Below are 12,440 nucleotides of genomic sequence, written 5' to 3'. Positions count from 1 at the left end.
ACCTCAACATCCGTTACGGCTTGGTCGGGCGCAGCTCGACGCCGACGCCCTTGTTGACGAAGCGCAGCGTATAGGATTTGCGGAAGTCGAGATCCGCCTTCACCACACCGGCCTTCACCATCTTGTTGAAGAAGGAGGTGTAGCGCTCGTCGCTCATGGCGCCGATGCCGTTCTTGAGGGACTCGCCGGAATCGACGATGCCATGTTCCTTCATCTTGGCGACGGAATAGGCGAGCAGATCGTCAGTCATTTCAGGGTTGAGCTTCTTGATCATGGCATTGCCGGCGGAATTGTCGCGGTAGATGTAATTGTACCAGCCGACCATGGAGGCATCGACGAAGCGCTGCACCAGATCGGGCTTCTTCTCGACGATGTCGCGGCGCGTCTCGATCAGGGTCGAATAGGTGTTGAAGCCGTAATCGGCGAGCAGCAGCACGTTCGGCTTGAAGCCGGCCGCCTTCTCGACCGCGAAGGGCTCGGAGGTGACGTAGCCCTGCATCGCGCTCTTGGGATTGGCGATGAAGGGCTGCGGATTGAAATTGTAGGGCCGGACGTTCTTCTCGCTGAAACCGTATTCGGACTTCAGCCACTGGAAGTAGCTGGTCATGCCCTCCTTGGAGACGAACAGCGTCAGCGGCTTGAGGTCCTCGATCCTGGCGACCTTGGCGTCCGGCTGCGTCAGCATCACCTGCGGATCCTTCTGGAAGATCGCGGCGATGGTGACGACGGGGACGTTGTTGGCGACCGCGTCGAACGACATCAGCGTGTTCGCGGCCATGAAGAAATCGATCTTGCCGGCGATCAGGAGCATCCGGTTGTTCTCGTTCGGACCGCCGGGGACGATGGTGACGTCGAGGCCGTATTTCTTGTAGGTGCCGTCGGCGACCGCCTGGAAGAAGCCGCCATGCTCGGCCTCGGCGACCCAATTGGTGCCGAACATGACCTTGTCCAGCGTCTCGGCGCGTGCCGGGAGCACCGAAACCAAAGCGGCCATCAAGCCTGCCGTTAACGCTCGCCGCAGATGAGAGGGGCTCATGGGTGCACTCCGTCGATCGCTTGTAGCCGATGCCAGTCCAACGCGATAAAACCGCAAGACGTCAGGGGACGCGAGCCGGCCAGGCCCGCGTCCCCTCCATACCCCAAATTACGTGACAAATTCGGGCAAAGAAACCTCCAGGGAAGACTTGATGACGCCGTCCCGCGACTGGACCGAGATCCGCTGGCCCGACGCCGGCCTTGCGGACGCGGCGCGCTGGATCGCGGTGCTGCCGCTGGCGGCGACCGAGCAGCACGGCCCGCATCTGCCTGTGACCACCGACGTCCTGATCGCCGAGGCCTATCTGGCGCGCGTGCGCGAGCTCTTGTCCGAAACCGTTCCGGCCAGTTTCCTCCCCGTTGAACCGGTCGGGATTTCCACCGAGCATATCGACTATCCGGGCACGCAGACGCTGCCGACCGATGTGGCACTGAAAAGGTGGACAGGGATCGGCGAGGACATCGCGCGTCGCGGCGTGAGGAAGCTCGTCATCATCACCAGCCATGGCGGCAACAGCGCGGCCATGATGCTGGTCGCGCAGGATCTGCGCGCGCATCAAAAACTCTTCGTGGTGACGACATCGTGGTCGCGGCTATCAGGCGCGGACAAATTGTTCCCGGCCGAGGAGGTGCGCCACGGCATTCATGGCGGCGCGATCGAAACCTCGATCATGCTGGCGCGCTATCCCGACCAGCTGCGCAAGGATGCGATCGCGGATTTTCCCGCGAGCAGCGTCGCGATGGAGCAACAATATCGCTGGCTGTCGACGCAGCGGCCTGCGCCATTCGCCTGGCAGGCGCAGGATCTCAACCCCAGCGGCGCCATCGGCAATGCGACGCTGGCCGTGCCTGAAAAAGGCGAGCAATTGCTGGATCAGGGGGCGCGCGCCTTCTGCGAGCTGCTTGCCGAGGTCGATAACTTCGACGTGACCAGGCTCGCCAAAGGGCCTCTCGGCTAGCCGCCACCCCACTGAAATCATTGGGGAAAGAGCCTCGCTCCGAGGCCGTATCCGCGGTCTTCGAACCGGATGCGGGCAACCTCCGTCCAACTGGCCACGCGGACCACAACGGACCGCCTCAACCCGGATGGAGTTTCACATGTCGATCAAGACCAGGATTGCCGCCGCAGCTCTCGCGACCCTCGCCATCGCCGGCAGCGTCGTCACCACCACCTCCTCGGCCGAAGCCAAGCAGCCCGGCTGGGTCCTGGGTGTCGGTGCCGGCATCGCCACCGCCGCCGTCGTCGGCACCGCGATCGCCGCCAGCAACGATCCTTATTACGGCTATCACCGCTGCGGCTGGGTCGCCCAGTACAACGCCTTCGGCCAGTACGTTGGCCGCGTTCGCAGCTGTTACTGATTTGACTACCTGAGGCCGATCTCACGTGGATCCTGCGTCCGACACGGGCGCCTCATCCACCCCGTGTCGTGCCCCCGACCCCGCCCGACTGTCCCCCCGGGCGGGGTCACCCATTTTTAGGCACCGGGAATTTGTTGCAGGCGCGTCACACAGCGGTGCGAACCAGCACCTGCGGCAATCCGCACTAGTTGCTATTGCGAATTAATCGCAATAAGGTTCGCAACAGGCACAGGAACTTGGGAAGAATTCGCGTCGGATCGAGGTCATCTCGGCCAATGGCGTGGACAGCCGGAACCTGGTGACAGGGCCGCTGCGAATCGGCAGGGATGTCGGTTGCGGCGGATGGGACACATTCGCGTTTTGGGGGCGTGCGTTTTGACGTTGAGAAGTCACCGTTACAGGTATTTGCGGACGGCCGCGGCGATTGCCTCGGGCGTGCTGGCTTTTCCCGCCGCGAGCTTGGCGGCCGACCTGCCACTCAAGGCGCGCGCCGCGAAGACGGTCTATGACTGGACCGGCTTCTATGTCGGCGGCCATTTCGGCTACGGCGATGCGAGCTTTGGGCCGGGCACCAATTCACTGCCGCTGCAAGGCGTGATCCTGCCGCCCAGCGCCACCGGGTTCAGCGGCGGCTACCAGCTCGGCTACAATCGCCAGCTCGCCAACCGTGTCGTGCTCGGCATCGAAGCGGACTCCACGTTCACCGGTGCACGCGACATCGTCGCGCATGAACGGTCGCCGGCGCCCTTCAACACCACGCTCGACTATGTCGGCACCGTGCGCGGCCGTATCGGTTATGCCTTCGACCGCTTCATGCCGTTCGTCACCGGCGGTTTCGCCTGGGGCCACACCCACATCAACGTCAACGATGCCGACGGAGTGTCGGAGCTGTTCCCGGTCGGAAAGTATCAGACCGGCTGGACGGCGGGACTCGGCCTCGAATTCGCCGTCAGCGGCAATTGGACCGCGAAGGCCGAATACGATTACGTCGCGCTGTCGCGCCGGACCTACGACCTCAGCAGCTTTGGCCTCGCCAGTGTCGATGTCGAACCGCGCGTTCACCTGTTCAAGCTAGGCCTGAACTACCAGTTTGGCGACACGCCCTGGATGGCGCCGGTCAACGGCAAGACCAAACTGCCGGAGTCCAGCGACTGGAATGTTCACGCGCAGACGACCGTGCTGCCGCAGGGCTACGGGCCGATCCATTCGCCTTATGCGAGTCCGCAGAGCTTGCCAGGCGGAGGCCAGTTCCAGGCGACGTGGACGACCACGGCCTTCCTGGGCGCGCGGCTGTGGGACGGCGGCGAATTCTATTTCAATCCCGAGCTGGCGCAGGGCTTCGGCATCAACGGCACGCTGGGCCTTGCCGGCTTCTCCAATGGCGAGGCGCAGAAGGCCGGTGCGCCATTCCCGAAAATCCGTGCGCAGCGCTACTATTTCAAGCAGACCTTCGGCCTCGGCGGCGAGCAGGAGGACGTGCCGGACGCGCCGAACCAGCTGGCGGGCAAGCGCGACATCGACCGCGTCACGCTGATCATCGGCCGTTTCGCCGTCGGCGATTTCTTCGACGGCAACTCCTACGCAAAGGACCCGCGCGCCGACTTCATGAACTGGGCGATGTGGTCGTCCGGCGCTTACGACTTCCCGGCCGATCTGCCGGGTTACACCCGCGGCGCCGTGGTCGAGCTCAATCGCAAGGACTGGGCGGTCCGTGGCGGCCTGTTCCAGGTCCCCGATGCGCCCAACAGCGATACGCTGGTCTACAAGACCGGCGGCGCGGTGATCGAGTTCGAGGAGCGCCATTCGATCTTCGAGCAGCCGGGCAAGCTGCGGGTCGGCGTCTTCGCCAACGAAGGCCACACTGCGAATTATCGTGAAGTCGTCGCACTGGCTGCAGCCAATCCCGCGCTCGACATCAACGACATCACCATCGCGAACCAGCGCAGCCGCTCCAAATACGGTTTCTACGTCAATCTCGAACAGCAGCTCGTGACCGACGTCGGACTGTTCGCCCGCGCGAGCTGGAACGACGGTCAGAACCAGATTCTCTCCTTCACCGACATCGACCGCAGCGTTTCAGGCGGCGTATCGATCAAGGGCAGCCGCTGGGGCCGGCCGGACGACACGATCGGCATCGGCGGCGCCATCAACGGCCTGTCGGCCGCACATCGCGATTTCCTGGCGGCCGGCGGCACCGGTCTCCTGATCGGCGACGGCCAGCTCAACTATCGCAACGAACGCATCCTCGAGGCCTACTACGCCTACTCGGTGATCAAGAACGTCACCCTCACCGCCGACTATCAATTGATCACAAACCCGGCCTATAACGCCGACCGTGGGCCGGTCTCGATCTTCTCGGGCCGCCTGCACGCAGAGTTCTAGCCCAAAATTCCAGCCCAAGGGCGGGCCCCATGAAGCCGAGAGATCTACGTAGCGCCGCGATCGGGCAGGCGCTACGCCCCAATGTCTGGGACATCGCCGCACTGATCCTGGTGGTCGGCGCCATGGTACTGATCGTCTATGGCGGCGAGCAGACCACGGCGCCGCTGTCGGAGCTCGAGCTGACGCCGGTGTCGCTCGACCCGTCGAACCTGCCGCTCTATGCGCTGCGCACGACGCTGCGGATGCTGCTCGCGATCGTCTGCTCCACCATCTTCACGTTCGCCTATGCGGCGATCGCGGCCAAGAGCCGGCGTGCCGAGATGGTGATGGTCCCGCTGCTCGACATCCTGCAATCGGTGCCGATCCTGGGCTTTCTGACCTTCACGGTCGTGTTCTTCATGAACCTGTTTCCCGGCCAGGTGATGGGCGCGGAGCTTGCTTCGGTGTTCGCGATCTTCACCAGCCAGGCCTGGAACATGACCTTCAGCATGTACCAGTCGATCCGCAACGTGCCGAAGGATCTGGAGGAAGCCACACAGAGCTTCCACCTCTCCGGCTGGCAACGCTTCTGGCGCCTCGACGTGCCGTTCGCGATGCCGGGCCTGATCTGGAACGCGATGATGTCGATGTCGGGCGGCTGGTTCTTCGTGGTGGCCTCCGAAGCGATCACCGTCGGCAACACCACGGTGACGCTGCCGGGCATCGGCTCCTATGTTGCGATGGCGATCCAGCAGCAGAACCTGGGGGCGATCTTCTACGCGATCCTGGCGATGCTGTTCGTCATCATCGCCTATGACCAATTGCTGTTCCGCCCCATCGTCGCCTGGGCCGACAAATTCCGCTTCGAGCAGACCGCTTCGGGCGAGGCGCCGACCTCCTGGATGCTCGACCTGTTCCGCCGCACCCGCGCGCTGCGCGCCGTCACGCGTCCCTTCGCCGCGGTAAACAGGATGGTCTCGAATTTGCGCATCCCGCTGCCGAAGCTGTCTCCCGCGGGACGCGGCAAGGGCCGCCCGTCGCGCCTCGTCGACGCGCTCTGGATCGCCGTGATCCTCGCTGGCACCGGCTATGCCGCCTGGCTGACCTATCGCTACCTCTCGGCCAGCCTCGACCTGTCCGACGTCGCCATCGCGATCCGCGACGGGCTGATCACCCTGCTGCGCGTCGTCGTGCTGATCAGCATCGCCACGCTGATCTGGGTGCCGATCGGCGTCTGGATCGGGCTTCGGCCGAAGCTCGCCGAGCGCGTGCAGCCGCTGGCGCAGTTCCTGGCGGCCTTCCCTGCCAATCTCGCCTTCCCCGTCTTCGTCTTCATCATCGTCCACTATGGGCTCAGCGCCAATATCTGGCTGAGCCCGCTGATGATCCTGGGTACGCAGTGGTACATCCTGTTCAACGTGATCGCGGGCGCGAGCGCGTTCCCGACCGATCTGCGCGAAGCCGCCGGCAGCTTCCATCTCGGGGGATGGCGCTGGTGGTTCAAGGTGATCCTGCCCGGCATCTTCCCCTATTACATCACCGGCGCGATCACGGCGTCCGGCGGCTCGTGGAACGCATCGATCGTCGCGGAGGTCGCAAGCTGGGGCGAAACGCATTTGCAGGCCACCGGATTGGGAGCCTATATCGCCTCTGCGACGGAGGCCGGCGACTTTCCGCGGGTCGTGCTTGGTATCGCCACGATGTGCGTGATGGTGACGCTGTTCAATCGCCTGCTCTGGCGGCCGCTCTATGCCTTCGGCGAGCGCCGCCTGCGTCTCGGCTGATAAGGAGGGACAATCATGCTTGACCAGGTAAAGTCATCCGCCCTCGTCGACATCCGCAACGTCTGCCGGTCGTTTCCGAAGGGCAGCGGCGAGCAGCTGCTGGTGCTCGAAAAGGTCGACCTCACCATCCATTCCGGCGAGATCGTCGGCCTGCTGGGCCGCTCCGGCTCCGGCAAGTCCACGCTGCTTCGGATCATCGCCGGCCTTATGGCGCCCTCATCGGGCAGCGCGACATGCCGCGGCGAAACCATCATCGGCCCGCCGAACGGCGTCGCCATGGTGTTCCAGTCGTTCGCGTTGTTTCCCTGGCTGACGGTGTTGCAGAACGTCGAGCTGGGGCTGGAGGCGCTCGGAGTCGATGCCGCCGAGCGGCGCAAGCGCGCGCTGGCCGCGATCGACCTGATCGGCCTCGACGGATTCGAATCGGCCTATCCAAAAGAGCTTTCCGGCGGCATGCGCCAGCGTGTCGGCTTCGCCCGTGCGCTGGTCGTGCATCCGGACCTGCTCTTGATGGACGAACCCTTCTCTGCGCTCGACGTGCTTACGGCAGAGACGTTGCGCACCGATCTAATCGATCTCTGGATCGAAGGCCGCTTGCCGATCAAGTCGATCCTCATGGTGACGCATAACATCGAGGAAGCGGTCCTGATGTGCGATCGCATCCTGGTGTTCTCGTCCAATCCGGGCCGGGTTGCGACCGAGATCAAGGTCGACCTGAAGCATCCGCGCAATCGGCTCGATCCGTATTTCCGGCAGCTCGTCGACAATATTTATGCGCGTATGACCCAGCGCGCCGAGCCGCGAGCAGCTTCGGTAGAGGGCATTCCCGGCACCGGCGTCGGCATGGTCCTGCACCACGTCTCATCCAACGTTCTTTCGGGCCTGATCGAGACACTGGCCGCGCCGCCCTATCATGGACACGCCGACCTGCCCGTGCTCGCAAGCCAGCTCCAGTTTGAAGCCGACGAGATCATTCATCTCGGCGATTCCCTCCAGCTCCTGCGCTTTGCGCAGCTCAGCGAAGGCGACCTGATGCTCACGGACGCGGGAAAGCGCTTTGCCAATATCGAGACCGACGCACGCAAGAAGCTGTTCGCCGAGCATCTCGTCACCTACGTACCGGTGATGGGACTGATCCGACGCGTGCTGGACGAGCGTCCTTCGCACACCGCGCCCGCAACCCGATTCCGCAACGAGCTCGAGGACTACATGTCCGAGGACTACGCAGACGAGACGCTGAAGACGGTCGTGTCCTGGGGACGCTACGCCGAGCTGTTCGCCTATGACGAGCAGTCCGAAACGTTCAGCCTGGAGAATCCGGGCGAAAGCGCCTGATTTCCGCCTGCCATAATTTGGGTGAGCGCGACTCAGAACAGCAGCGCGACGCCGGAGACGAACAGCAGCGCCAGCACGATCTTGCGGAATGCAGCCTCGTCGATCCGGCCGAACAGCTTCAGCCCGAGCCAGGTGCCGGCAAACAGGAACGGCAGGCCGAGCACGAACAGCTTCACCGTCTCCAGCGTGAGCGCTCCCCTGGCGCCCAGCAGAAGCGCCGTCACGGCGAACACCACGACGGCGACCGGCTGGAAGGTTGCGCGCTGGACGTCCTTCGGCAGGCCGCGCAGATTGCACCAGATGGTGATGACGATGCCGGCAAGGCCGGTCAGTCCGCCGAGCAGGCCGTTGACGAAACCGACCGCCATGTCGGCGGCCGGCGACACGATGGTCGCGACCTCAAGCTTCGGCCGCAGGAACGCGTAGAGGCTGTAGACGACCAGGATCGCTCCGACTGCGATGCGGACACTGCCCGGATCGGCCCAGGTCAAGAGCGACACGCCAGCCGGCACGCCGGCGACGGCACCGACGATGAAGGGCCACAGCCGGCGCCAGTCGAGCGCGCCGCGCAGCTTCCAGACCGAGTAGCCCTGCACCAGGAGGCCGAAGCCGACGATCAGGCTGGCGCTCTGAAGCGGCGTCAGCACGTAGAGCCACAGCGATGCCGCGACGAGGCCGAAGGCAAAGCCGGAGAGGCCGGCGACGAACGCACCGGCGAAGGTGGCCAACAGGAAAAGCGGAAGCTCGATTGCGATCCCGTCCATTGCTCGCTCCATACGTCAGCGAGCAGCGCTTGCGTGGGATCACCACTTCACGGGGAGGCTGCGGCACCCCCGTGATGCAAGTCTAGGAGAAGCGCGTCCTCTCCACAATGGGCACCTAAGCGGCCCGGATCGCATCCAGGAATTTGCCGACCTCGACCTTGAGACGGGTGCTCTCGCCCGACAGCGATTTGGCCGCCGCGAGCACATGGGAGGATGCCGAACCGGTCTGGCTGGCGCCGTGCTGCACGTCGACGATGCTGGCGGAGACCTGCTGGGTGCCGCGCGCCGCCTGCTGCACGTTGCGGGAAATCTCGCGCGTTGCCGCGCCCTGCTCCTCGACCGCCGAGGCGATCGCGGACGCGATCTCGGACATGCGGGTGATGGTATCGCCGATCGCCTTGATGGCGCCGACCGAATCCTCCGTCGCCGCCTGGATCCCTGAGATCTGCTGGCTGATCTCGCCGGTCGCCTTGGCGGTCTGCTCGGCCAGCGCCTTGACCTCGGAGGCGACGACCGCGAAGCCGCGTCCGGCCTCACCGGCGCGCGCCGCCTCGATGGTGGCATTGAGCGCCAGAAGATTGGTCTGGCCCGCGATCTGGCTGATGAGCTCGACGACGTCGCCGATCCGGCCGGCGGCCTTGGCCAGCTCGCCGACATGGTCGTTGGTTCGCCCCGCCTGCTGCACCGCTTCGCCGGCGACGCGCGCGGAGTCCTGGACCTGCCGGCTGATCTCGTCGACCGAGGAGGCCATCTCCTCCGCCGCCGCGGCGACGGTCTGCACGTTGGTGGAGGCCTGTTCGGACGCGGCCGCGACCGTGGCGGTGACCCTTTCCGATTGCTCGGCCGTGCTCGACAGCGTTCCCGCCGACGTCTCCAGCTCCGAAGAGGCCGACGCGACGGTGTTGATGACCTCGCCGATCATGGCCTCGAAGTCACGCGCGATCTGGTCCATGCGCTGGCTGCGACGCAGCTTCGCCTCGGCTTCGACCGCGGCCGCCTCATCGGCCGCCTTCTTGGCGACGAGCGAATCCTTGAAGTGCCGCAGCGAGCCCGCCACCTGGCCGATCTCGTCATCGCGGCCGGTCGCGGGGATCTCGACCTCATGCTGTCCGGCGGCGAGCGTGCCGATCACGTCGGCGAGCCTCGCGAGCGGCGTCACCACGCGGCTGCGCAGCATCATGGTCACGCCGGCGAGCGTGCCGAGCAGCGCCAGCACCGCGACGCCCGCAAGCGCCAGCATCGCCAGCGCGCCGTCACGCGCAGCCGCGGCGCGCTCGGCAGCTTCGGCCAGCGCGGCGTCGCGCACGCCGTAGAACATCTGGATCGCCGGCACGATGACATTGGCCAGATCGTCGGCGCCGATGGCGTATTTGCCGTCACCGCGCGCGGCGGGCATCTCTTTATCGATCACCGGCGCGGCTTTTCCGAAGTAGGAATCCGTCGCCGCCTTGTACGCAGCGGCGATCCGCGGCGGATTTCCGAGCTGGTCGATGCCGGCCTCGATGCGCTCGCGGTCCGCCTCGACGCGTCCCTGCATGCGATCCATCAGCGACGCTTCGGCCACCGTCAATGGCCGGCGCGCGGTCAGCGGCGGCGACAGCGTGGCCGCGCGGCTACCGGCCGCAACACGCAGATCCTGCGCCGTCCGCGCCAGGCTCAGCAACGCCGCAAGCGAGGAATCGGCATTGATGACCTTCGCTTCGAGCCGGTTCATGACCGGTTCGATATTGCCGAGCACCTCGGCAACGCCAGGCAGGAAGCCCTTGATCGCGGTGCTGTCGCGGGCCGCCAGCGGAACGCTCATCGCGCGATCTGCCGCAGTGTGGATCTCCTTCAGCCGCCGTGCGGCACGGTCGAGATTCTCGGCCATCGCCCCGCCGTCATCCAGCACCATGATGGCCCGCTTGGCACCCTCGAAAGCGGTCTCGGCGGCTTTCGCGGCCTTCGCGGCAGCGTCGATCTGGGCCTGCGTCGCAACGGCTTCCTGGAAGATCACTCCAATGTAGGGGGCGCGAAGGCCGGCGACGTGCTGGCTGACCATCAGGGTCGCACCGAAAGCGTCGACGGTCTTGATCGCATCGGATCGGTTCGTGAAGATACGCGCCTGGGGTATCAGCACCTCGGCGCCGAGGATGACTGCAAAAACCGTCACCGTCAGCATCGACAGCGCGAAGAGCTTTCCGATCCGCATCTTGGTCCCCGAATACATTTCTGCAAATGCCGAGAACCTAGCGAGCCGCCACTAAGGGCCCGTTAAACAACGGCGCGCCCGTAGTTCCGCGGGGTGACATGCCGTCGCGGGGCCTTCCGCAGCGCATCACCCCCGAGGTTCCCTCGCGGTGAGGATGCGACAGAATTGCCGGCAATTTCGTCCCGGAATACCTATATCAGTGCGTGCACCGCCAACCGTGCCGCACTCGCTTACCTCCGGAACATCAATGCTCTCGGTCGAACTCGTCGTCGTCGTCGTCCTGATCGTCATCAACGGCCTGCTCTCGATGTCCGAGCTGGCCGTGGTCTCGTCCCGCCCGGCCCGGCTGTCGCTGCTCGCCGCCAAGGGCGTGCGCGGCGCGGAGCGGGCGCTGCGGCTTGCCGCCGATCCCGGCAAATTCCTCTCGACGGTTCAGATCGGCATCACGCTGGTCGGCGTGCTCTCGGGCGCGTTCTCGGGCGCGACGCTCGGGCAGCGGCTGACGCAATGGCTGGCCGAGCTCGGTCTTTCCGCCGGCATTGCCGACATCGTCGGCGTCGGCATCGTCGTCACGCTCATCACCTACGCCACCCTGATCGTCGGCGAGCTGGTGCCGAAGCAGGTGGCGCTGCGCGACCCCGAGAGCATCGCGGTCAAGGTGGCGCCAGCGATGCACCTGCTCGCCAAGATATCGCTGCCGCTGGTCTTCCTGCTCGATCTCTCCGGCAAGCTGATCCTCACGCTGCTCGGCCGCAGCGGCAAGGCCGAGGAGAAGGTCTCGGAGGACGAGATCCATCACCTCGTCAGCGAAGCCGAGAACGCCGGCGTGCTCGAGCCCGGCGAGAAGGAGATGATCGCCGGCGTGATGCGGCTCGGCGACCGGCCGGTCGGCGCCGTCATGACGCCGCGCACGGAGGTCGACGAGATCGACCTGAACGACGCCCCGCAAGCCATCCAGGAGATCATCGCTAAGAGCCCGCATTCGCGCTTTCCGGCGTCGGACGGCGATCGCGACAAGCCGATCGGCGTGCTCCAGGCCAAGGACCTGCTGGTCGCGTACATGAACGAACGCACGCCCGATCTGCGGGCACTCGTCCGCGAAGCGCCCAGCATTCCCGCCTCGGCGGATGCCCGCGATGTGCTCGCGATCCTGCGGGCCGCGCCGGTCCATGTCGGTTTCGTCTATGACGAGTACGGCGCCTTCGAGGGCGTGGTCACCGCAGCCGACATCCTGGAATCGATCGTCGGGGCGTTCCATTCCGAGGAGGGCCCGCCGGAGCCGGCTTACGTCAAGCGCGCGGACGAATCGCTGCTGGTCGCCGGCTGGATGCCGGTCGACGAATTCGGCGAGCTGCTCGGGATCGAGCTGCCGCCGCACCACCGCTTCAACACGGTGGCGGGCCTGGTGCTGCAACAATTCAACGTACTGCCCGACGTCGGCGACGCCTTCGACCTCGGCAGCTGGCACATCGAGGTGATCGACCTCGACGGCAGGAGGATCGACAAGATTCTGGCGACCCGGAGAGGCGAGCAGGCGGCGGCGTGAGTTGCTCTCGTCGTCCCGGCGCAGGTCGGGACCCATAGCCACAGGGAGTAGTTGTAGCGCGATAT

The 12,440-nt window shown here is 65.3% G+C and carries 9 protein-coding genes; 6 read left to right on the top strand and 3 right to left on the bottom strand.

Annotation, left to right across the window (positions count from 1 at the left end):
- Nucleotides 1-13: 13 nt before the first annotated feature.
- Nucleotides 14-1,036 carry an ABC transporter substrate-binding protein gene (locus AC1RUR_RS30375; RefSeq protein WP_492850898.1) on the bottom strand — a complete coding sequence of 341 codons (1,023 nt, stop codon included), beginning with the start codon at nucleotides 1,034-1,036 and terminating at the stop codon, nucleotides 14-16.
- 151 nt (nucleotides 1,037-1,187) lie between these two features.
- On the opposite strand from AC1RUR_RS30375, the gene AC1RUR_RS30370 reads away from it, so the two are divergent.
- From AC1RUR_RS30370 to AC1RUR_RS30350, 5 genes are all read left to right on the top strand, one after another.
- Nucleotides 1,188-1,994, top strand: coding sequence for a creatininase family protein (locus tag AC1RUR_RS30370; RefSeq protein WP_492850896.1), 807 nt, complete (start codon nucleotides 1,188-1,190; stop codon nucleotides 1,992-1,994).
- A 139-nt stretch (nucleotides 1,995-2,133) separates the two neighbouring features.
- A complete protein-coding gene (locus AC1RUR_RS30365) occupies nucleotides 2,134-2,394 on the top strand; it encodes a hypothetical protein (RefSeq protein WP_492850894.1) in 261 nt (86 codons plus the stop codon).
- Between the two features lie 342 nt (nucleotides 2,395-2,736).
- Entirely contained in the window at nucleotides 2,737-4,776 is a 2,040-nt protein-coding gene (locus tag AC1RUR_RS30360) for a carbohydrate porin (RefSeq protein ID WP_492850892.1), read from the top strand.
- A 29-nt stretch (nucleotides 4,777-4,805) separates the two neighbouring features.
- Nucleotides 4,806-6,539 (top strand): ABC transporter permease, encoded by a 1,734-nt coding sequence (locus AC1RUR_RS30355; protein WP_492850890.1) that lies wholly within the window; start codon nucleotides 4,806-4,808, stop codon nucleotides 6,537-6,539.
- A gap of 15 nt (nucleotides 6,540-6,554) precedes the next feature.
- The gene (locus AC1RUR_RS30350; protein ID WP_492850888.1) at nucleotides 6,555-7,874 is read left to right on the top strand and encodes an ABC transporter ATP-binding protein; all 1,320 of its coding nucleotides are present in this window, start codon (nucleotides 6,555-6,557) and stop codon (nucleotides 7,872-7,874) included.
- 32 nt (nucleotides 7,875-7,906) lie between these two features.
- On the opposite strand, the gene AC1RUR_RS30345 is transcribed toward AC1RUR_RS30350, so the two are convergent.
- Complete coding sequence (locus tag AC1RUR_RS30345) at nucleotides 7,907-8,638, bottom strand: sulfite exporter TauE/SafE family protein (RefSeq protein ID WP_492850886.1); 732 nt, start codon at nucleotides 8,636-8,638, stop codon at nucleotides 7,907-7,909.
- Between the two features lie 115 nt (nucleotides 8,639-8,753).
- Nucleotides 8,754-10,829 (bottom strand): methyl-accepting chemotaxis protein, encoded by a 2,076-nt coding sequence (locus AC1RUR_RS30340; RefSeq protein ID WP_492850884.1) that lies wholly within the window; start codon nucleotides 10,827-10,829, stop codon nucleotides 8,754-8,756.
- A gap of 247 nt (nucleotides 10,830-11,076) precedes the next feature.
- Between AC1RUR_RS30340 and AC1RUR_RS30335 the strand changes: the two genes are divergently transcribed.
- Nucleotides 11,077-12,375: a hemolysin family protein gene (locus AC1RUR_RS30335; protein WP_492850882.1), complete on the top strand. Its 1,299-nt coding sequence runs from the start codon at nucleotides 11,077-11,079 to the stop codon at nucleotides 12,373-12,375.
- The last annotated feature ends 65 nt before the right edge of the window (nucleotides 12,376-12,440 follow it).

The sequence above is a fragment of the Bradyrhizobium sp. GW821-FHT12B03 genome (assembly GCF_058807535.1).
The sequence above is the reverse complement of the archived record's forward strand: the minus strand, read 5'-3'. Positions and strand labels throughout refer to the sequence as shown.

Bases quoted from the DNA above. Each gene is read 5' to 3' on its own strand.
- AC1RUR_RS30375 (WP_492850898.1), bottom strand. From the start codon at position 1,036: ATGAGCCCCTCTCATCTGCGGCGAGCGTTAACGGCAGGCTTGATGGCC.
- AC1RUR_RS30370 (WP_492850896.1), top strand. From the start codon at position 1,188: ATGACGCCGTCCCGCGACTGGACCGAGATCCGCTGGCCCGACGCCGGC.
- AC1RUR_RS30365 (WP_492850894.1), top strand. From the start codon at position 2,134: ATGTCGATCAAGACCAGGATTGCCGCCGCAGCTCTCGCGACCCTCGCC.
- AC1RUR_RS30360 (WP_492850892.1), top strand. From the start codon at position 2,737: ATGGGACACATTCGCGTTTTGGGGGCGTGCGTTTTGACGTTGAGAAGT.
- AC1RUR_RS30355 (WP_492850890.1), top strand. From the start codon at position 4,806: ATGAAGCCGAGAGATCTACGTAGCGCCGCGATCGGGCAGGCGCTACGC.
- AC1RUR_RS30350 (WP_492850888.1), top strand. From the start codon at position 6,555: ATGCTTGACCAGGTAAAGTCATCCGCCCTCGTCGACATCCGCAACGTC.
- AC1RUR_RS30345 (WP_492850886.1), bottom strand. From the start codon at position 8,638: ATGGACGGGATCGCAATCGAGCTTCCGCTTTTCCTGTTGGCCACCTTC.
- AC1RUR_RS30340 (WP_492850884.1), bottom strand. From the start codon at position 10,829: ATGCGGATCGGAAAGCTCTTCGCGCTGTCGATGCTGACGGTGACGGTT.
- AC1RUR_RS30335 (WP_492850882.1), top strand. From the start codon at position 11,077: ATGCTCTCGGTCGAACTCGTCGTCGTCGTCGTCCTGATCGTCATCAAC.